18 protein-coding genes and 1 pseudogene are annotated in these 19,465 nt (G+C 39.7%); 7 read left to right on the top strand and 12 right to left on the bottom strand.

From position 1 onward, the window contains the following. Positions 1 to 398: 398 nt before the first annotated feature. Entirely contained in the window at positions 399 to 641 is a 243-nt protein-coding gene (locus AB6E51_RS21635) for a hypothetical protein (RefSeq protein WP_102332399.1), read from the bottom strand. A gap of 381 nt (positions 642 to 1,022) precedes the next feature. Further along, positions 1,023 to 1,202 (bottom strand): TraY domain-containing protein, encoded by a 180-nt coding sequence (locus AB6E51_RS21630; protein WP_102332398.1) that lies wholly within the window; start codon positions 1,200 to 1,202, stop codon positions 1,023 to 1,025. 418 nt (positions 1,203 to 1,620) lie between these two features. Between AB6E51_RS21630 and AB6E51_RS21625 the strand changes: the two genes are divergently transcribed. After that, positions 1,621 to 2,211 (top strand): XRE family transcriptional regulator, encoded by a 591-nt coding sequence (locus tag AB6E51_RS21625; protein WP_372049991.1) that lies wholly within the window; start codon positions 1,621 to 1,623, stop codon positions 2,209 to 2,211. A gap of 25 nt (positions 2,212 to 2,236) precedes the next feature. Here AB6E51_RS21625 and AB6E51_RS21620 read toward each other — a convergent pair whose 3' ends face one another. Genes AB6E51_RS21620 through AB6E51_RS21610 form a run of 3 tightly spaced genes read right to left on the bottom strand, consistent with a single transcriptional unit; the run spans position 2,237 to position 3,797 of the window. Next, the gene (locus AB6E51_RS21620) at positions 2,237 to 2,662 is read right to left on the bottom strand and encodes a hypothetical protein (protein ID WP_372049992.1); all 426 of its coding nucleotides are present in this window, start codon (positions 2,660 to 2,662) and stop codon (positions 2,237 to 2,239) included. A gap of 11 nt (positions 2,663 to 2,673) precedes the next feature. After that, a complete protein-coding gene (gene elbB / locus AB6E51_RS21615) occupies positions 2,674 to 3,312 on the bottom strand; it encodes an isoprenoid biosynthesis glyoxalase ElbB (protein ID WP_372050021.1) in 639 nt (212 codons plus the stop codon). An 11-nt stretch (positions 3,313 to 3,323) separates the two neighbouring features. After that, on the bottom strand, positions 3,324 to 3,797 hold the full coding sequence (locus tag AB6E51_RS21610) for a hypothetical protein (RefSeq protein WP_372049993.1): 474 nt from the start codon (positions 3,795 to 3,797) through the stop codon (positions 3,324 to 3,326). 524 nt (positions 3,798 to 4,321) lie between these two features. Here AB6E51_RS21610 and AB6E51_RS21605 point away from each other — a divergent pair. Further along, positions 4,322 to 5,146 carry a hypothetical protein gene (locus tag AB6E51_RS21605; RefSeq protein WP_372049994.1) on the top strand — a complete coding sequence of 275 codons (825 nt, stop codon included), beginning with the start codon at positions 4,322 to 4,324 and terminating at the stop codon, positions 5,144 to 5,146. 1,248 nt (positions 5,147 to 6,394) lie between these two features. On the opposite strand, the gene AB6E51_RS21600 is transcribed toward AB6E51_RS21605, so the two are convergent. Then, positions 6,395 to 7,756, bottom strand: a complete 1,362-nt coding sequence (locus tag AB6E51_RS21600) for a hypothetical protein (RefSeq protein ID WP_372049995.1) — start codon at positions 7,754 to 7,756, stop codon at positions 6,395 to 6,397. A 131-nt stretch (positions 7,757 to 7,887) separates the two neighbouring features. Here AB6E51_RS21600 and AB6E51_RS21595 point away from each other — a divergent pair, with 131 nt between their 5' ends. After that, positions 7,888 to 8,217, top strand: coding sequence for a hypothetical protein (locus AB6E51_RS21595; protein ID WP_372049996.1), 330 nt, complete (start codon positions 7,888 to 7,890; stop codon positions 8,215 to 8,217). Positions 8,218 to 8,865: 648 nt separating this feature from the next. Here AB6E51_RS21595 and AB6E51_RS21590 read toward each other — a convergent pair. Further along, entirely contained in the window at positions 8,866 to 9,516 is a 651-nt protein-coding gene (locus AB6E51_RS21590; RefSeq protein ID WP_372049997.1) for a recombinase family protein, read from the bottom strand. Positions 9,517 to 9,666: 150 nt separating this feature from the next. On the opposite strand from AB6E51_RS21590, the gene AB6E51_RS21585 reads away from it, so the two are divergent. From AB6E51_RS21585 to AB6E51_RS21575, 3 genes and pseudogenes are all read left to right on the top strand, one after another. After that, positions 9,667 to 11,619: a hypothetical protein gene (locus AB6E51_RS21585; protein WP_372049998.1), complete on the top strand. Its 1,953-nt coding sequence runs from the start codon at positions 9,667 to 9,669 to the stop codon at positions 11,617 to 11,619. After that, positions 11,606 to 12,610 (top strand): hypothetical protein, encoded by a 1,005-nt coding sequence (locus AB6E51_RS21580; protein ID WP_372049999.1) that lies wholly within the window; start codon positions 11,606 to 11,608, stop codon positions 12,608 to 12,610. Before AB6E51_RS21585 ends, AB6E51_RS21580 begins: the two co-directional genes overlap by 14 nt. A 247-nt stretch (positions 12,611 to 12,857) precedes the next feature. Next, positions 12,858 to 13,664: pseudogene (locus AB6E51_RS21575) on the top strand (IS982 family transposase); the annotation flags it as partial. Positions 13,665 to 13,883: 219 nt separating this feature from the next. On the opposite strand, the gene AB6E51_RS21570 reads toward AB6E51_RS21575, so the two are convergent. The 5 genes from AB6E51_RS21570 to AB6E51_RS21550 form a co-directional block, all read right to left on the bottom strand. Next, entirely contained in the window at positions 13,884 to 14,303 is a 420-nt protein-coding gene (locus AB6E51_RS21570; RefSeq protein ID WP_154724085.1) for an RbsD/FucU family protein, read from the bottom strand. Positions 14,304 to 14,373: 70 nt separating this feature from the next. After that, positions 14,374 to 15,138 (bottom strand): SDR family NAD(P)-dependent oxidoreductase, encoded by a 765-nt coding sequence (locus AB6E51_RS21565; protein WP_154724084.1) that lies wholly within the window; start codon positions 15,136 to 15,138, stop codon positions 14,374 to 14,376. A 10-nt stretch (positions 15,139 to 15,148) separates the two neighbouring features. Next, entirely contained in the window at positions 15,149 to 16,111 is a 963-nt protein-coding gene (locus AB6E51_RS21560; protein WP_372050000.1) for a TRAP transporter substrate-binding protein, read from the bottom strand. An 11-nt stretch (positions 16,112 to 16,122) separates the two neighbouring features. Beyond that, the gene (locus AB6E51_RS21555) at positions 16,123 to 17,424 is read right to left on the bottom strand and encodes a TRAP transporter large permease (protein ID WP_235612589.1); all 1,302 of its coding nucleotides are present in this window, start codon (positions 17,422 to 17,424) and stop codon (positions 16,123 to 16,125) included. A gap of 56 nt (positions 17,425 to 17,480) precedes the next feature. After that, complete coding sequence (locus AB6E51_RS21550; RefSeq protein ID WP_154724081.1) at positions 17,481 to 17,999, bottom strand: TRAP transporter small permease; 519 nt, start codon at positions 17,997 to 17,999, stop codon at positions 17,481 to 17,483. 376 nt (positions 18,000 to 18,375) lie between these two features. Here AB6E51_RS21550 and AB6E51_RS21545 point away from each other — a divergent pair, with 376 nt between their 5' ends. Beyond that, a complete protein-coding gene (locus tag AB6E51_RS21545; RefSeq protein ID WP_372050001.1) occupies positions 18,376 to 19,383 on the top strand; it encodes a substrate-binding domain-containing protein in 1,008 nt (335 codons plus the stop codon). The last annotated feature ends 82 nt before the right edge of the window (positions 19,384 to 19,465 follow it).

Below are 19,465 nucleotides of genomic sequence, written 5' to 3'. Positions count from 1 at the left end.
GAAGCTGCTGGATATAGCAACGAACAAGCGTTCGAGGTATGAGGTGACAATCATGTCGAATGGATGATTGATTCATTAAGGGGAGCTGCGGATAGGCAGGCTCTTTTCTATTGAGATAAAAAGTCGAGGTAACGAGCGATGGTTTTTTGGGGATGTATAAACATCAAAAAGAAACTCTGCAATGGCCTGGTTCAACCATAGAGAGCTTGATATATTTCGCCGTTAAAACAATGGTGTGACGTTTTTGCATTAAAGATATAAGACTGTTTTCTCATAACTAGCCACTACGGATTGCATGTCTTTTTCAGATAAATTAAGTAATATTTTGAGGGCGGCGCGCTCAGTAAACCCGCAGCACATCAATTTTCTGATGTATTTTCGTGTGAGTCGAGTCATCGTCAGGTAGCCTCCTTTGCGATATCTTTTTCATCCAATGACCGCCCTAAAACGGTTTCTAAAAAATCCCAATCAGAGTCTTTAGAGACCGATCTATTCGCGGTTGACTCTTGCACTCTGTTGGCTGCACATCTATCCCACGAAGCTTGATAGACAGCTTTCTCGGCATGACTGATTGGAGCGCAAGCACACAGTGATTTGTTAGGTGTTTTGCCACAAAAAGTACGAACACGGTTTCTCTTCATTACTGACCTCCAAAAGCAGTACAAAGAATAAAAATGCGCTATCACGTTATGCTGATCGCGCGTTCAGCTCCCGCCACGCTTACTAGGCGTTGGGTGTGATTGATGGATTTTGAGGCATCCATCTTCGGTCTCCCTAATATCAATAGCCTCGTTTACCAACGATGCTACGAGAGCGGGACGACCTACCACGGCGAAATTGTTAAAGAGCGTTTACCAAGTCCGAAAAACAGACTTCACACGGTAAAAATTATGAAAGTCCGCAGTCTCTCAGTAACTGAGTGCGCTGCACTTTCGGGAGTAAATGAAACGCTTTTAATATCAAATGCGTTTCTTTTCTTTTGCTTTGACCATACGTTTTAGCTGATATGGCGAAGTTATTTGTTACAACGACCAGTCTGGAAAACGCTTGAGGTGATCTTCTAATCGAAGTTTCCCCTCTCTTTTTTTTGCACGTTCTGCTTTTTTTGCCGATCTCGTTAAAGTTTTATTTGCAGTTGATGAAAGATTAAAAGCGATCCCGATTTCATTGTTGTCAACAATGGAATTTGATTTCGAATTCATACAAAACCTTCCTAAATAAAAAACATAATTAATAGTCAAAGGATCATCATTAATTTTTAGAGCTTACCAATCTCTATCTTTAATGTTGAAACGCTCAAATACGCTACGAGTAAAGTGATTTAAATACCTAAAAATAACGTTAATCAGATCACACTTTTATTTTCTGAGAAATTGTTCTTTTTTCTCACTCCTGTGAGAAAATGGTGAGAAAGCTATAATATTCAATTGCTTATGGGGTTACCTTTAGTCAGCTTTCTGGCGGTGTCGCTATAACAATCATGTTTCTAAATTAAACTAAATCGGCCGCATGATCAACCTTTAAGTAGGACTTTCGCCTTTAAAGGCTTGGTCTCATTTTTATTGTGTGAGGTATGAGTCTTAGAATTTAGGTGTTTTTCTTCTTTTAGGGTTATGTGAAATGCAAACGTTGGGTCAACGATTAGAAGATCTGAGGATTAAATTTAGGCTGACAAAAGAAGATGTTGCTCGTATTGCAAAAGTGACAGGGACAACTATTGGGAAATGGGAAAAAGATTTAATTATTCCAAGAGATACCAAATTGAAACGCTTAGCTGAACACTACAATGTCAGCTTTGAATGGTTGAGGGTCGGTGTTGATAGCGCTAAAGTGACTCCTGTTCCTGAGAGTTTTGCGGTATCAATTCAATCCTACAAAGGTGGAGGGGAGCCTGTATTTGTTGATGCGCGTCTACTCCCTTCGGGCCACAGTGAACGTCTGGTATATATCTTAGTGGAAGGGAATAGCATGGGAGAGGTCTTGCCTGACGGAAGTACCTTAATCGTAGATATCGAAGATAAGCACTTTAAAGATGAAAAACTATATGTTTTAAAAACACAGGATTTTGTCTCAATCCGCCGGTTATCTTTCACATCAACTGGCGTTAGGTTGCAATCTTTAGGTAGTCAAAAGGATGAGCTACTTACATTTCAACAACTGTCTAAGGTGGATGTGTTAGGAAGGGTTATTTCTTCTATTTGTCAAAGGTAAGGAATGCAGCACAAGGCTGCATTATTTAGTTGAAACTCACCTTAAAATGAATCGTGCTTGCGCTAACAACGAATGCTTGATTTCTAATTTCCCTTGGAAGTTTAGTATTTGCGATAAGCTTTTTTATGTATGTATTATCGGGGAGCTTTAGATCTCTATATAGTTGCTCTATTGGGATATCTTGCCCTTCGTGCTCAAACAAATAGCTAATAAAGCGATGGTTAGTACTTCCCCTCTTGATTTTTAGTATTTCATCACTGCCATACAACACTAAATTTTCCGATGAGTTAAACAACAGTTCAGTTTTTTGGGGTGCTTGGATATGTAGAGCAGAGGTGTGAATAGGCTCAACGCTCGCTTGAAACCAAAACGCTTCCAGAGCAAACCAAAGTCCAAGACCTAAAAAAATACTTACTCCAATAAAACAAAAAATATCGTAAGTGTTTTCCATTGAAACTAACCCTAAATCATTGATACCACTTGCTCTACTAACTTATCAATGCCACTTTTAGCACTACTTATATTGTCAGCGAGCATATATGCTGGTGTAGTGACGACGTTATGATCTTTATCGATAATAATACTATCTACAGTGCAGTCGATGTGCATACCACCTAGGCTATTTATAATGTTAGCTGTATCTTGATCGCAACCGATTGTGCAACGTACGCCATTATATACTTTCGGTAAAAGAACCGGAGCAATACACATGTACCCAACAGGTTTCCTCTTGTTGGCAAAGGCCATCATGATGTCTTGAAAGGCTGCGTCTATAGAGAAATCAGCGTCATCAAACGCAAGTGTAGATAAATTTTTTGCCACACCGAAGCCACCAGGGACAATCAGGGCTGAAAATTCATTTTCATTCAATTCCGACAGTGAAGTAACATTGCCTCTTACAATACGAGCTGCCTCCTCAAGTACATTACGAGTTTGTTCTTTTTCATTACCTTGAAGGTGGTTGATTGTGTGCGTTTGAGGTTTGTCTGGTGCGAAGCATTGATAATCTACCCCTTGCTCCTCGAGAGCTAACAACGTTAACACAACCTCATTAATTTCAGCGCCATCAAAGACGCCACAGCCCGATAATACTACTGCAATTTTTTCATAACCTAGTTTCCTTTGTTGTTCATTAAATCAAGTAATCGATCGTTAGCTTTTGTTTGATATGACTCCATAATGTCGGCGACTAGGCTTAGTTTATGGTGAACATCTTTATTAGAAAAAACGACCGTGTATACATCATCCAAAAATGGAGTAAATTTGAATAAATCGTTATAGCGGCTTCCAACCTTCTCAATGGGGGCATTAAGAGAATTGAACTCTCTCAGGTAGACAGAGGTGCGATGTTTAAGCATGTTTTTAATTTTACGTTTTATTGCTATTTCGTCATCTAAATCCTCATTCAGCAGGATGCTTTCTAACTCTTTTAACTTCCCTCTAGAATGATACCAAACTACAGATTTCACATAGTTATAGGTCATAGACGGGGAAAGTTGGTCAAGTTTATTCGGCTTAGTTAAAGCAACTCCCCACCCTGTAAGTCCAAAGACCAAAAAAAAGAAAAACAATAACTTCAATTTCATAACTAAACCTTACCTTTAGTATGTCATTAACTTCTAATGACATTTGTGTTCTTATGCAACAATGTAATGTTGGTTTGTGATGTTAATTCAGAAAGCGTTTCTTTTCTTCTTTGGTTGTTTTTTTTATTCTGTTTCACTATACTTATCCATGTTCAGAGTGCATTGCATAGCACGCTACCTGCGTAGAGTTTTACGCAGTGTATTAAGAACATATGAGTGGTTAAGGGTGGTTCCTTAATGCTAACATTCAGCAACAAAGCCAGACTTCCTGAGGGTCTGGCTTTGTTGTATCTGAAGATCATGAAGTTGATCGTTGATCTTTCTCGATTTTCACTATACATTTAATACATCTGTTTGGACTTACCACCTAAGCAGAACTTACAAACTCAGGAATCTAAATATGAATCAATTACAACTTCCGCGCCCTAGGTGCGTAAAATCTAAACATACTCTCAGTCCAAGCCATTACTATGTCAGTGAACCTATTTCATTGTGCGAGTGCTTGAGTTCTGTTGGGGTGTGTTATGTCATTCTCTGAGCAAAATACCCCACTAACTAAATCTCAATACGACAAAGAGTATCGTGCGAAACGTAAAGCTCGTAAGCATGAGCTTATCGCGCTTCATCATGATATTGTCAACCGTGAACAGGAAACCAACTCTAACTTTTGCTTTGGTTTTTCTAAACGCCGTTTACTACGTTCTGGTGAGTGGGTTGATCTTCCCCATGAATACGCTTTTATCTTAAAGGGCTGTGAAGAGTTCATTGATAACCCTCAACGTTTCCCTGGTTTGTTTGCTTGGGGTGGCGCTGCAATTAATAATATCCAATGCCGAACATTAATCGCCAAGGGGCTAGCATGTATCTTGACTAATGCGGACCTTATTGGGGGGCGAGTTGGTCAACCGACTGAGGCTGGCTTGAAGCCCATTAGTTACGACCAGTTACAAGAAGATTACGCTTTGCGTTTTGGGGAGTTTATTTCACCTAAATCTTTTGCCAAAGTGATTCGATACTTACAAAGGGCTTCTTACCTGGCGACTGAACGTATTAATGTCTGTGTGGATGCTGAAGAGGGAACAGTACGAAGTGCAGCTTCCTATAAACAATTCTCAACGACTTTCCTTAAAGACTTAAAGGTTGTGAGCTACAGCAATATTTGTGAGCTTATTATTGCTTCTCGTAAGCGTATGGAGCAAAAAGGCTTACGTTTTGAATGGTTGAGCTTCCGAACGATAGCTTCGGGTCTACAAGAGATCTTTAATGCGTCTAAGTTAAACCAAACGGCATCTTTTGTTTCAAGTTTATTCACGACTTCAAAGTACGAGCCACAACCCTCTCCTCATTAAATAACAGTGTGTATCCGCTTAACGGCGGAGGCTGACTCACGCCTGTTCTATAGATACCCACCAAATTAGCGGCCAAATCAATATAAATCTAAGATTTAGCTATTCTCTTCTGTTGTTTTTTACCTGGGAAAAGTGGGTTAAGTAGAGAAATTTCGTTTTTTTATAAAAGGTAGTGCAATAAGTTACCGATAGAAGAAAGGGCAAAAATGCAGGTGTAAAAACTACTGCGCTTATGAGTACTCCGTAGTTAAATTAATATATAAATAAATATATAGATGAATATTAGAAATTAAGGTTCATGCTGACTGCTATATGCTTGCATGTAGAGTCAGTATGAAGCCGACAGAGCGAAGCGACGTCAGCCCTATCACCCACGTTAGATTGATCGATCCAACTCAAAAGCTAAAAGTACCTCCCATCAAAAGCATTCAATATCATTAAACTAAAAAAGAACAACGAAAGCTTTTGACGGGCCCCACAGCCAGCACAAAATCAATAATCATAATAAGTTCAACAAAATAGCTGGCTGCGCTGTTACTTTCTTTTGTCATACGACAGGAAGCTATCTCACATATACTCTTGATTTCGTGGAACGGCCACAAAAAGCTCGAGTATTATTCAACCAACAACACATTACAGATTCTAGCAGGGCTAAGGCTTATTTTTTCTTAAGCATTAGTGATCGTGTCAAAGTCTTAAACCCCCTTTATGACCCCTAATTTTATAGGCGTGTTATGTACATACTGTTAAATGAGTAATTGCTAATAAAAGGTTCATTTATCCCCATTGAGTAATGAGTATTTGAAGAAAGCAGGTTTATCTTCACTAAGAGATGGATGGATCGCAGTTCATTATCCTACCCAGAAAAATAGGCTAGGGTTCTAAATGAACCGCCCTGTGCGGAGCCGCATGCAGGGTGGTGTGGGGGCTGGAGGCTAGACACCTCCGGCTACCCGATTAAGTTTATTTTTTCGGTCGTACTTCTTGGGGTTTTGCGCCCATTTCAGCGAAAAGTCCAATGTAAGCCGTTAGCCCTTTATTTATAAGGGCTTAAGAGGAGGACTGGTTGGGGAAAAGCTTAATTTTTTCATTAAAGTAGCGAACTTTTTATGTGGGAAGCACAGCTATTACCTTACACACGTCTCTGGACAAAAGTTTGCCAGTGATTTTGCTAAATTAGCATTTAATGGATTATTTTAGGTATTGCAAAAAAGCTAAGGTAGTAGCCAAAATCACTCATCCGCTACACTATCTATCAGGTAATAGCTGTATTCCACTTGGGAAACGTAAACCTGCTGAACTCCCATATTCTTTAAAGTGTTTATAGATGGTTTCAAGATTATTGCCACGAATGTAATCTAGTACAGTATCATAGCCGGAGGATTGCCCCATTCCAGCAAGAAAATCTTTGTTTATTTCTGGGTCTCTTTCGTGGTTTGCTACGTATTGGACACGCAACTCTAAGTATTTTGAATGTAACTCTGGAATACCTGCAAAGTCGATCTCTACCGATTGTAATAGTTCAAGTTGAGGTTTAGGGTTTTTGTTTACCAGCTTTCTAATCGATGCAGCTAGAGATGTATCTTTTTTTCCGTCCTTCGTTCCTTCACTTTCCAATTTTAACCCTCTTAACGCATCAGCAGCTAAGCCATTGGCAAAAGTTCTAATCGCATCGGTTAGATGTTTCGGGTGCAAAAGAATCATTTCTGGCGAAATTGGCCCACGATGGTGCATTCGTAACATAATTACCGCGGCCTTATGGTAATGTTCAGCGATGGTATGTTGCTGAGGTAAGCTCGCTAACTCTTCCATGGATGTGCTAGAGTAATCGCCTGATATGGAGGCCTTTAAGCGTCTGTTGATAGCATTATTGTGAGTTATGGTAGCAATTTGGCTATGTTTTAGAATTTTAAGTCCCGGACCGTCGGTATCATCAGAACGTAAAGTCAGCATCTGTGCTATTTGTGGATGATTTACATGCTTAATGAGCAAGTCGACAAGTTGATCTAAGTGCTTCGTGACGACTCGAATGCATTCAGGTTGGTGGTACAAGATGTCACTAAACAACTGTGCCATACAAGCTGAAAATTGTTCAGATTTCAAAATGTCTAGTCTCGGATAGTACAGCCTTAGTTCACTCGACCATTCGTTATCTACCTTAGCAAGCTCTCCAATAAAACTCGGGTCAGCCTTGTGTAGGTGTGCCAACAAATATAAGCACTTAAGCATTTCGTTGTGGTATGGCTTGGGTGTTTTATCTCTTGATTGCTTTAAATAGGTCTTACGCCAGTTCTTCGTAGTCAGTATTTGGTTAAGATACTTCTTTAACGCATAGCCAGTAAAGTTATCCCAAAAACTCGTCAGCTTCTCAGTATTGTCAAGGTGCAGCAAGGCCTCTCTTAGGCCTTTAATACTAAGTTCACTTTCCTGATTTGAATTTAGAAAATCATATTCTGATAAAGAGGTAAAGAAATGGTGTGCCTTCTTTCTAAGTTCGACTTCATAAGGCAATAAGTATCGCTCGCCATTACCTATGGGGGTGTAATTACCTCTATGCCGACTTCGTAGGTCATCAATATCAGTCAACAACCGTTTTTCTTTACCGAGCATACCCACTCACCTCGTTTATTAAAAATTCACCGAATTTTGCAAACTATTCTCCGTAGTATGAATCTCAGAGACAAGGAGAACACTCCTAACTCTTAAATTACCTTTAACTCATTCTTTACAGGGATATTGTTATGTCTAACATTGTACAACGTAGTATGCAAAAAAGTTTAGCTAAAACAGTAGCTAAACTGTCGGAAGAATTACAACTACCATCTACAGAGATTGTAAAAGTTCTCAATGAACGTTATGGCTATGTATCCGCACACCCTAAAGAGGTGAATGTGTTGAGCAAACAGGTGGAATTAGATATTCAGGCTGAAGAACATGCTCAACGCCACAACCTCAAAGTAAGTAAAACCGCCGTAACGGCTACGGCTTTGGATAGAGAGTTGGGCATCCTAGGAGATAAAATGCGTGATCAACTGAATGGTCAAGAAGGAGATGTCCCCCAAACAACTTAATACGTACCGCCTGTACTTTGAGGTTGCAATGTAACGGATTTCTCATCGGATGGTATTTGAACATTAGGTGTTGAACGATTCATCGCTTGTTGAATATTACCTCGAGTGAATCCCCGTTTGAAGAGTTACCTCCACCGCAACCATAGAGGAATAGGCTCAGTGCAGTGAAAGCTAGAGTGTTTTTCATCGTTAATTCCTGTGACTTACGTATTGATAAAGAGGGTATTATGAATAAAAGGCTGGAGGGGGATATTAAATTGCTCGCTGAAATGGGCACGATCTCTCATTTAGTAGTAATGACGGTTTAGGTATCCAGCTAGCAGACATTAATTGTAAATTCTAGGTAGCAAAAGTGTGTCCTTAAAAAGTTGGCGGTTATCACAGCTACCCGGTCACTACCCCAACTTAACGCGCAGTTAAGGTGATGAGGTACGCAACTCCGGAGTCAATGAAACCGCTGATGCCACACGTACCGAATCACTCTTAAACTGTTTTCTACTTGAACGACGGGAGGCCTCATGCCTTCCGTATTTTCAACTTAATTATATAACTCACTCAAGCTTAATGCTTTGGGATCATCTGATATCTAAACAAGAAGTTGGCACTTTACGTAGCTATGAGGCCACTATCCCCAATATGGAGATATTGTTACGAACAGTTCGAATCGGTATCACTACGTTCTTTCGTCAGTTTTTGAGCGACACGTATGACGGTGCGAGGAGATACGTTAGCTAGCTTTGCTGTATCATGGATACTGAGCTTATTGATGACTCTCAATTGGTAGATCTTTTCATGGAGCTCAAGGTTTGGTTGTCTGCCACGATATTTCCCTTCCTCTTTAGCTTTCTTTATTCCCTCAGCCTGGCGGCGACGTCGGTCTTGATAGTCTTTTCGAGCAATGGCCGCCAACATATCCATCATCATGTTGTTTATTGCTTTGATCATCGAGCTAGTAAATTCGTCGGTGACTTGAGGGGATAGGGCAATGTGGCTAGTAGGCAGATCTAGACTGATCACTTTCAACTTTTTCTTGCTCAGCATTTCTTTCAGTGTGAACCAACTTTTTTCATCTAAGCGTGAAAGTCGGTCGATCTGCTCAATGATGATTGCATCGCCAATTGCTGCGTCTTCAAGTAGTCGTAGTAATTCAGGTCTTTGTAAGGATGCACCCGATTCATTCTCAATATACCAACCAGCTACACGGTGACCTTTTTCTTGTAGAAAGCTCAATAAGGTGTTTTGTGCACGTTTTGCATTCTGATCACTTGTTGATGCTCTTAGATAGCCAAAGATGTACATAATTCCCCCTGAATGACACTTAAATTATGACATTTATATATGTGTCATTTAGATTATGACATTGCAGTGTTTGATGTCAAATTTAACTTATGATCTTTAGGTACACCCTAATGGTATAATGCATGAGCGTGCATAATGAGTTTCTGCTAAGTGTTGTTTTTAGTCTTGATTAGTCTTGTTGCATGTGAATGGTGTGAAAATGAAGTTTTTTATAGAGAATATGAGCGTTTATTTAACTGGCCATTATTAACAGCAAGAGAAGCGTTATTATGCTTTTTTTACCATCTAAGAGTCTTGGGTATGTACCAAATAAAAACACCTTTCGACGTGCATAGGGGAGAAATCCATAACATTGTACACCCTCATGCTCTCCCGCTTTACTGTCGAAAGTTTAGGATATTCCCTTCGTTTGAATTAACTTCATCGATGTATGTTCTTTTGGTCGATAACTTGCCGATTAACGATAGTGTTTTAAATAGAGATTTTGAGGTTAACTTAGATGTCCCATTTAGCCTGAGAGCAATCTTAAGGCAAAAGTTAAGACCTGCGGATTATCAAGGTCGGTCAGCTCGATATCAGTTCAAAGAGCCAGAGGCGATAAAGTCAGTTTATGAAGAAATTCCTCCCTTATCTGCTTCTGTCGTCGAGTTTGAGCGAAGTAGCAAAGGCTCATCGAAGTCAGAGCCTCAAAGCTCTCCCGTTATTATCTCGGAAGATAAGGAAGTCGTGTGCACACGAACTCTTTTTAGCCTCAGTTGTGGGCATACAGAGCGAAATTATGAGTTTGATGCTCTAGACCAACGATTAGATAACCCAAGTAATCGTTTTGCCGTTGTCGGTGAAGACAAGATTATCGTTAAACAAGAGGGGACTTGTGCTCATGATAACCCTCTATGCCCTGTCATAAAACTGACTGGGCCAAATGTTGATACCATTGAAAAAGAGACCCCTTTTAATTTCACGGTTTACCCACCGTCTATTGGTCAAGGCAATATTGCTAGCCTAAAAGACTTTCTTGGCTCCCTAAGTCGTGGCTATGACTCCTATCAGCGTTACCAACTTCATGCTCAAGGATGTGAAACAGAGCAGCCCTCCGCAGAAGTTCATGTTTATGACCCTTACCAATGGGGTGGGAGATTGACACTTGAGTATGAAGAGCAATGGAAGGTGACATCGTCACTTAAAGGAAGAATGGGGGCTTCTGAATGGTCACTTGAAGCGGCCTCACCAGATAACAGCTTTTCCAATTTTCTTAATAAGCTAAACAGTATTATTCAACAGGTTAAGTCTTTTGTTGGTCAAGCAGAGAGTGGACACGGTTACAAAGCCTTTAAATCAGGCTTTACTCCTCCGAAGTTAAGCGTCGGTGGAGGAGTTGACCTTGTTGAGCGAGAGTTAAGTCCTGACATTGGTTTAAAGGGAAACCTCGACCTTAGGTTTGAGCCTTTAATCGGCTTTAATTTTTCTTGTGATGTGATTACTACCGTAATACAGAAAGTGTTTCCGAGTAAGCTGGCTGACCCCATCTTAGAGGCAAGGAAGGCAGCCAAAGGGGGTATAGAAAGCAGTACGGGTAAAGTGAAGACAGCGGCGAATGTTGGGATAGAGCTATCGATAAATGGGCGAATTGATGCTTTGTTAGGATGGGAATTCCAGCCAGACGGTCGCTGTCTACCAACTCAAGACTCGGATGCGAGTCAGATATCTCAATCTATAGGGATTAGCCTAAAAGCGGTCACAGATGCCAAGGTTGAGGTGTTTATTATTAGTGTTCAAATTGGCAGCCAAATGAGTCTTGAAGGGAGTGACGGTGAGCAAGGGGTTGGACTACTGTTTTCATCGTATGCTACAGAAATTGATAACAAGCCAGCGTTGGCGGGTAAAGCAGTCTTTAGTGGGGTAAAGTTGGTTTATAGCTACCACAGTAAGGTGTTAGTGAAAGGAAAGGGTGATAAAGATAAGCTCAGTGGTGGTATGAGAGATGAAGAAGAATCTCTCATAAAAAAAGAAGTAAAAGGTAAAAAGGTGTTGTTGGAGCCGATCACTATTTTTGATACAGGTGCATCACAGCAGGGAGCGATATTAGACAATGTTAATCTTTAAAAAACGTTATGTTTTTCTAGTGCTTATCGCAATAAGTGTTGTTTTTATTTCAAGTTTCAGTGTTTCAGGAGAGAGCAAGGTGTTAAAGGGTCGACCAGTCTTTAAGTTAGAGTTAAATGCTTATGGTGCACGGTATCAATTGGACGTTAATGGCGCAGCCGTATTTAGAGAATATACATCTGCGAATCAAACCACAGTTGATTTGCCGATTAATCACTGGATGCACCCAGAGCAGAGTGAATTTAAATTTTTAATATTACCATCGAAGCGTGGTGGTGATTTTATGCCGGGTGCTTTTATCAAAGTGGCTCTATTGGTTGAAGATGAGGACAATGCCGAGGTGCGCTATCGCTTGCCGTTATTGATGTTTGATAGTAAGCAACTTCAAGCGGAAGCGGAAGCGGAAATGGCTGGGAGCCTTGTGGCTGGTCATTATCACTTAGCGGATAATAACCAAGTTGAATTGGGAAGTGGGGATATTTATCTAGATGAAATAGAGAAGATTGTTGATATTGAATATGAAGGGGCATTGACCTATAAACGCCAAGTCACTATCCCTAATAGTTTGCCGTTGTGGGCATTTTTCAACAGTGATACTCTGCCGAATTATTATGAGATGAATGAAGAAGATTATCGTGCCGCAGTCGACGATTTATTCATTGAATACAAAAAAGTCCAAGATGCGTTGGCTGTAAATGAGGTTGATTTGATTATGCCGATGTTTGCGGAGCGTAACCGTGAGGGTGATGCGGCCTTTTATTACGAAAAAGGGGAATTAGAGCAAATGCTTCGTGAGAGTATGCAAGAAGATATTGATGATCCTGAGTGGACTTTGAGCCCCAGAACTCCTGATGAGGTAGGAATAACTCTAGAGGATAATCATAAAATCGTCAGATTGAATTCGATTGGCTTTGTGAACTCAAACGAAACGTACAGTAATTATCCGATGTTATTTCGTCGTGAAAATGACCAGTGGATTTTAACTCGATAATTTGTATGCGACCGTGGGTTCATAGAGTGTATAAAATGACGAAGAATTTCATTCTGATTTAACGTAAATACTTTTGTTCGAACATCGAGAGGCCACCTTATCTAGGTGGCCTTTTTTATGCTCTACCCATCTGTATGTGACAGACACATAGATAACCTGAACTCGGGATAAAAATAGAAGTGAACTAAAAGCTGGCTCTGCGATCAGATCTTTCGACCAAGAGAGAACAATCGCAAGAGAACCAGCTATGCATAAACTAGTAGACTTATTTTGCCATGTCGATGACTTTTGCAAGGCTTTTCTACCTCAATGGCAAAGACTTCAACTTGAAAACGGTGAACGTAAGCGGAACCGTAAAGGACGCATGTCTGAAAGTGAAATAATGACCATCATTATTGCTTTTCATATGTCACACCAACGTGATTTCAAGAACTTCTATCTTGGCATTATCCATCGATATCACAAACGTGAATTTCCTACACTATTGAGCTACACACGCTTTCTTGAAGTAATGTCGTCTGTGCTCGTTCCTTTGAGCTCTTTCTTTACCCATGTGAAAGGAGAGCCTACAGGTATTGAGTTCATTGATTCTACTAGCATCAAAGTCTGCCATAACTTACGTATCCCAAGACACAAAGTGTTTAAAGGGACGGCTGCACGAGGGAAAGGAACAATGGGTTGGTTTTACGGCTTTAAACTGCACATTATCACGAATCACCTTGGTGATATTGTGGCTGCCAAACTCACTTCTGCAAACACTGATGATAGGAAACCAGTGCGAGAGTTATCAAAGGGACTGCTCGACAAACTGTATGCAGACAAAGGCTATATCAGCAAAGCGCTCACCGAAGATTTAAAAGAAGATGGTATTACGTTGATAACAACACACCGAAAGAACATGAAGCCAAAAGTCCTCGCCGCTTGGGATAGAGCGATGTTGTCCAAGCGGTTCATTATCGAGACGATAAATGACCAACTGAAGAACATATCCCAGATTGAACATTCTCGTCACCGTTGTCGGCGGACATTAAAGTTTAAAACTTTTCTTTCATGTAGAGCCTATTACTACATAGTGCTATAGATAAAAAGTGACAATAAAGATTGAAACTAAATTGATGCAACCACCTTCAGCACAAAAAATATAACAATAAAGTTTGAAACTTTTAAAAAGTTTACCTTTGCCTAATGTACACTTCAACAACGCCCAGACAAACTGGCGACGCCAGCTTGTTTAAGCTAAAACATCAAGACTTCTGTTTAGGATAGTAAAAGACTATGAAATTACGGGGCCAACTGTTAAAAGCAAGTTGGCAAAACGACGAGTTTCCCCAGTCGCTACTACTAGCAAGGTATCATCGGATTTTACAGCTGAGTAAAAATCTGCGCGTTCCAATAAGTTCATCTCAACACCATCTTCTAGAATATTTAAATATTCAGATTGGATTGTATTATCAAAATCTTGTGGCCACGCCATCATCGCAGTTGACTCAACATTAATCAGCTCGACAATACCAGATAGGACAGCCGTCGCTGGCAGCATGTCTTTTGCAAAGTTCAGATAAATAATCTCAGTACTATCACTGGAATTAGTTACAAAAGAATAGTTTGCATCGGCTATTAAGATCTGGGTCTTGTGGCCACATTTAGCAAGAATACCAAGTAGTTCAGGGTGGATAATTTTTGATTTGATCATAGATATTTTCCTCAAAATAATTGGGGCGCTATAACATTGCGCCCCTAAGCCATCAACAATTATCAATGACTTACATTCGGTAAACACCACCATTGATATCAAGAGTAATCCCTGAGATAAAGCCATCATACTCTGAAGCTAAATAAGTGATAGCTCTTGCCACATCATCTGGGTCACCTGCGCGGCCCAATGGGATTCCTTTTACAGTATTTTCAGCAGACTCTTTCGTTGTGTGCTGATTATGGAAGCGAGTACCCAAGATGAGTCCTGGTGCAACCGCATTTACACGAATACCATGTTCACCCAGCTCAGCGGCTAATGAACGAGTCCATGTTAGAACTGCACCCTTAGTCATTGAGTAAGTTAGTGAGCCTGCGTGTCCACCCGAACGTCCCGCCAAAGATGCTAAATTGACAATACTTGCACCTTCAGTATTTTCCTTTAGATAAGGGAGGGCTGATTGTGTCACGTTCAACATAGTCGTCATATTTACATCAATAACGGTTTGCCAGTACTCAGGTTCAATTTCTCCAAGCCATTTGCGTGCAACGATGCCACCAACATTGTTGATCAAGATATCAATCCCTCCCAAAAACTCAGCGGCCTCCTCAACACATTTAGCAGTCTCTACATTGTTAGTGAGGTTTGCATAACCAAACATTGCTTTTTGCCCACGTTCTTGTGCTATGAGCGATAATTTTTCTGGCCCTTCAGTTCCACTAAAGTAGTGAATATAGATATCACACCCTGCTTCAATAAGAGCTTGAGCAGTATTAAAACCGATACCTTGCTCACCACCTGTAAGCAGTACTTTCTTGCCTTTTAATTTTCCCATGATATTGCTCCTAGTATGTTTGTAGAGCATTAATTAGCTCTTCTAATTGTGGATTTTCTCGTGCAAACTTTTTGTAAACCGGTTGCACTTTGTCTTGGAACGTAGCGATGTCTGCTTCTACAATTTCACCACCATTCTTAATAATTTCAGCTTTCGCTTTTTCTACATATTCATCCCAGTAGCGATCTTGAACATCAAGTAGACCTACCGAAATTTTGCTAATAGTATCTCGATCTTCTTCAGACAATTGCTGCCATGTTTCCGTTGATACAGCCAAAATATCTGGGATCATCGTATGGTGATCTTCAGTGTAGTATTTCGCAACTTCATAGTGACGGTTTGCAAAGTAAGTCGGAATGTTGTTCTCTGCACCATCCACAACACCTTGCTGTAGAGCTGAATATACTTCGGTAGATGAAATAGGTACCGGGCTACCTTCCAATGCTTTCATTGTGTCTATATCAATTGGAGAGTTTTGTACTCGAATCTTCAGGCCTTTAACATCACTTGCCTTTTCAATTTTAGTATTTGAGTAGAAACCACGAGAACCACTAGATAGGAATGCTAAACCTACAAAACCGTCTTTTTTCGATGACTCTAAGATACCCTGACCAACAGGACCTCGTAAGATGCGTTTAGAGTCTGCTTCATCTTTATAAAGATAAGGAAGAGACAATACATTGTATTGCTCCGAGAAGGATGCCGTTAAGCCGCCACCAACTTTTGTAAATGCAAGAGTACCGTTTTGAAGCATTTGTAGAGTTGCTTCTTCACCACCTAATGTTGCATTGGGGTAGATCTTAACACGGTGCTTAGTTTGCTTGCTCACCTCGTCTGCAAACCAAGTAAGTGACTGGTGAACAGGATGATCTAGAGGCATAGCATGCGCTAGTTTCAATAGTTTTGCTGAAGCATTAAATGCAACCGATGAAGATAATACTGCAACAGATAGAGCTAATATTGATTTTTTCATTGTATATTCCTTTAACCTGTGTAGCCCGCTAGCCTTGGCAACCACATGGTTAGACTAGGGAAAGCAACGACTACCGTTAGACCTACAATAATCAGCATGTATAACGGAATTAACTTCGGTACGACTTCTCCTAGTTTTGTGTCTGATACGCTACAACCCACGAATAAGGCAGTTCCAACAGGAGGTGTACAAATACCGATAGATAAGTTAAACACCATCATTACTCCAAAGTGGATTGGATCCATGCCAATAAATCCGGCAATAGGTAGCATAATTGGTGTAAATATTAGGATTGCAGGAGACATGTCCATAAATGTACCAACAACCAAAAATATAATGTTAATTAGAATAAGTATTGCAATTGGGTTATCTGAGAAATTCAGCACAAAGTTAGCTATAAATGCTGGAATATCAGAGTAAGCCATGGCCCAAGACATCGCACTAGATGTTGAAATCATAAATAAAACAATGGCTGTAATTATTACGCTATCAAGAACAATTCTAGATAGGTCTTTTATCTTAATTTCTCGATATACAAAACCTAGAATTAAACTATAAACAACTGCGATAGCGGATGCTTCAGTAGCTGTAAATACACCACCAACGATACCACCCATAATAATAACCAACATCATGAGACTAGGAATAGCATCAAGTATTGTTTTGAGTACTGGTTGGTCTAATGTGATAGTTTCATTTGGAACACCAAACTTACGACCAAATATATATATACCAGCCATAACACATAGCCCCATAATTATTCCAGGAACATAGCCGGCCAGGAATAAATATTGAACAGAGCTTGTACTTACTAGTGCATACAGAATAAGAACATTTGATGGTGGGATAAGTAAACCTGACGGACAAGATGCAATGTTTACAGCACTAGAAAAACCTTTAGGGTATTTCTTTTCATCCTGCATTGGCCCCATTAGTCCACCCACTGCTGCCGCGGATGCTGTTGCAGATCCTGATAGCGAACCAAACATCATATTGGCGATGACGTTTACATGACATAATGCACCAGGTAACTTTCCACCAAGCAACATCGCAAAATTAATTAAGCGTTTTGCAATTCCTCCGGAGTTCATTAGATTACCAGCAAATATAAAAAACGGCAGTGCTAGTAATCCAAAATTATCCAAGCCACCAAGTAACTTTTGTGATGTTAATACTGCAGCCTTATCAATTGGGAAGTTTAAGAATATTGTAAGAAGAGACGAAAACCCAATTGCAAAAGCGATAGGTAAACCTATAACTAAAAATACAAATAGAGCGCCAAAAAGCATTAATACAGGTAAAAGCTCGTACATGAAATCTGGCATGTTTGCTATATAGTTTTCAGTGAGCAATATATCCATCAGAGTCATTATTTGTCCCCTTTTAGATTAAGAACATTTCTCATATTTTGTAAGGTGTCATTAACCGAGCAAATCGCAATAATCAGTCCAGATATTGGGGCTGATAGATATACATAGCCCATAGGTAAGTTAGAACCAAAAAATACTAAACTTGGAGATACTTGATTAAATTTAAGTGTTGTCTGAACTACATTTGTTCCACCATAAATAAGCACAACAAAAGCAAAAATTAATACAATGCTATTTATGATTATTGCTAGTACGTATTGATGCTTAATAGAAAGCTTCGTTACTAAAATCTCAATAGCTAGGTGTCGCTTAAGAGCATAAACATAAGCTCCTCCTAGTATCCCGACCCATTGCATAAGGTATCGGCTAAGTTCATCCGTAAATGTTGATGGAGAGTTAATCACAAACCTAGTGAACACCTGCCAAACAACCGCAGCAACCATTATCCACATGAGAAAAATCAGCAGTTTTTCAAGTACTTTTGTAGTGAAAACTACCGCATTATTTAAAACTTCCATAATAACTCCTAATGAGAGTTTAAGTATTTGTAAGCGTTACAACAAATGTTACTGGTAACTTTTAATTTCAGTTTATCGACAGCATTAATTAATACAAACACTGAATAATGAAAGTGTGTTCTTGATCATAAGAAACATTGTTATTAATATGGAGATTTCACAATAGCAATAAAGCCAAGTAGCTGTTATAAAAGAGATTTTTTTTATAATTCTGTGTCAGGTAGGTAAAATAAAACAGAAGTTGAAGTCGATCACATACTAATGAACGATCAATTCGATAAGGAAACGCTTTGGTAGAAATGCGTATTAGATTGGATTTCCCGAACGTTATTATGTTACTGTAACAAAATATCAAAGACTATATATGGAGATAAATATGGTGACGCCTAAAAGAAAATCCAGACCCTCTTTGCAAGATATTGCGGATCAAGTAAACGTTACGAAAATGACTGTGAGCCGTTACTTGAGAGACCCAAATTTAGTGGCAGAGCGAACAAGAGAGAAGATAGCTAAAGCAATTGAAGAGCAGGGATACATCCACAATAGAGCCCCAGCAATGCTTTCTAAATCCTCTAGTAAATCAATTGGCGTTTTACTCCCTTCCCTATCTAACCAAGTGTTCTCTAGTTTTGTTCATGGTATAGAGTCAATCACCAACAAACGTGGGTATGAAGTTCTTCTTTCTCATTACAGTTATTCAGACGAAATTGAAGAAAGAAGAATAGCCACATTACTTTCCTACCAAGTAGATGGGGTAATTTTAACTGGGACAACCCATACAGCCCGAACACTAAAAATGTTAGAAACAGCTGGGATACCTATTGTTGAAGCCATGGAGTTAACTGACAATCCAATAGATATAGTGGTGGGCCTCGACCATAAATCAGCAGCTAGGCACGCTGTTAAATCATTAATAATAAAAGGAAAAAGTAAGATAGGCTACTTTGGGGCTCGCCTTGATAATAGAACTAAGTATCGTATGGAGGGCTATGATAGAGCAATCCTTGATGCTGGTTTGCAAAAGTATCACTTTCTTACCTCAAGCCACTCTAGCTTCACTCTAGGTCGAGAGTTGTTAGAACGAGCATTAATAGAATGCCCTGATCTAGACGCTATTTTTTGTACCAATGATGATATAGCGATTGGTGTTATTCTTGCGTGTGCAGAAAAAGGAATCGATGTTCCAAACGACATTTCTATCATCGGATATAATGCTCTCGACATTGGGCAAGCCATCTCGCCAAAGTTAACTAGCGTATATACCCCCCGTTATGAAATTGGCCAAACCTCAGCAGAACTATTGCTAGATAAAGTCGAAGGAAAGTTTATTGATAAAAAGTTCTATGATCTCGGCTTTACTTTGACCCAAGGGGAAAGCAGTTAATACAAGTAGCACAATGATCCCCCCCATCTAAAATTAATACTTACATCACAAAATTAATCAAGTTTCGACAAAAATCACCGTT

The organism is Vibrio sp. 10N.247.311.47 (assembly GCF_041467535.1).
Classification (GTDB): domain Bacteria; phylum Pseudomonadota; class Gammaproteobacteria; order Enterobacterales; family Vibrionaceae; genus Vibrio; species Vibrio crassostreae_C.
Note: the sequence above shows the minus strand (reverse complement) of the source record. Positions and strands in the feature narration are given on the sequence as shown.

Coding starts and splice junctions, on each gene's coding strand:
- AB6E51_RS21635 (WP_102332399.1), bottom strand. CDS start 641: ATGAAGAGAAACCGTGTTCGTACTTTTTGTGGCAAAACACCTAACAAA.
- AB6E51_RS21545 (WP_372050001.1), top strand. CDS start 18,376: ATGGTGACGCCTAAAAGAAAATCCAGACCCTCTTTGCAAGATATTGCG.
- AB6E51_RS21620 (WP_372049992.1), bottom strand. CDS start 2,662: ATGGAAAACACTTACGATATTTTTTGTTTTATTGGAGTAAGTATTTTT.
- AB6E51_RS21560 (WP_372050000.1), bottom strand. CDS start 16,111: ATGAAAAAATCAATATTAGCTCTATCTGTTGCAGTATTATCTTCATCG.
- AB6E51_RS21570 (WP_154724085.1), bottom strand. CDS start 14,303: ATGATCAAATCAAAAATTATCCACCCTGAACTACTTGGTATTCTTGCT.
- AB6E51_RS21550 (WP_154724081.1), bottom strand. CDS start 17,999: ATGGAAGTTTTAAATAATGCGGTAGTTTTCACTACAAAAGTACTTGAA.
- AB6E51_RS21555 (WP_235612589.1), bottom strand. CDS start 17,424: ATGTACGAGCTTTTACCTGTATTAATGCTTTTTGGCGCTCTATTTGTA.
- AB6E51_RS21580 (WP_372049999.1), top strand. CDS start 11,606: ATGTTAATCTTTAAAAAACGTTATGTTTTTCTAGTGCTTATCGCAATA.
- AB6E51_RS21625 (WP_372049991.1), top strand. CDS start 1,621: ATGCAAACGTTGGGTCAACGATTAGAAGATCTGAGGATTAAATTTAGG.
- AB6E51_RS21610 (WP_372049993.1), bottom strand. CDS start 3,797: ATGAAATTGAAGTTATTGTTTTTCTTTTTTTTGGTCTTTGGACTTACA.
- AB6E51_RS21600 (WP_372049995.1), bottom strand. CDS start 7,756: ATGCTCGGTAAAGAAAAACGGTTGTTGACTGATATTGATGACCTACGA.
- AB6E51_RS21595 (WP_372049996.1), top strand. CDS start 7,888: ATGTCTAACATTGTACAACGTAGTATGCAAAAAAGTTTAGCTAAAACA.
- AB6E51_RS21630 (WP_102332398.1), bottom strand. CDS start 1,202: ATGAATTCGAAATCAAATTCCATTGTTGACAACAATGAAATCGGGATC.
- AB6E51_RS21590 (WP_372049997.1), bottom strand. CDS start 9,516: ATGTACATCTTTGGCTATCTAAGAGCATCAACAAGTGATCAGAATGCA.
- AB6E51_RS21565 (WP_154724084.1), bottom strand. CDS start 15,138: ATGGGAAAATTAAAAGGCAAGAAAGTACTGCTTACAGGTGGTGAGCAA.
- AB6E51_RS21605 (WP_372049994.1), top strand. CDS start 4,322: ATGTCATTCTCTGAGCAAAATACCCCACTAACTAAATCTCAATACGAC.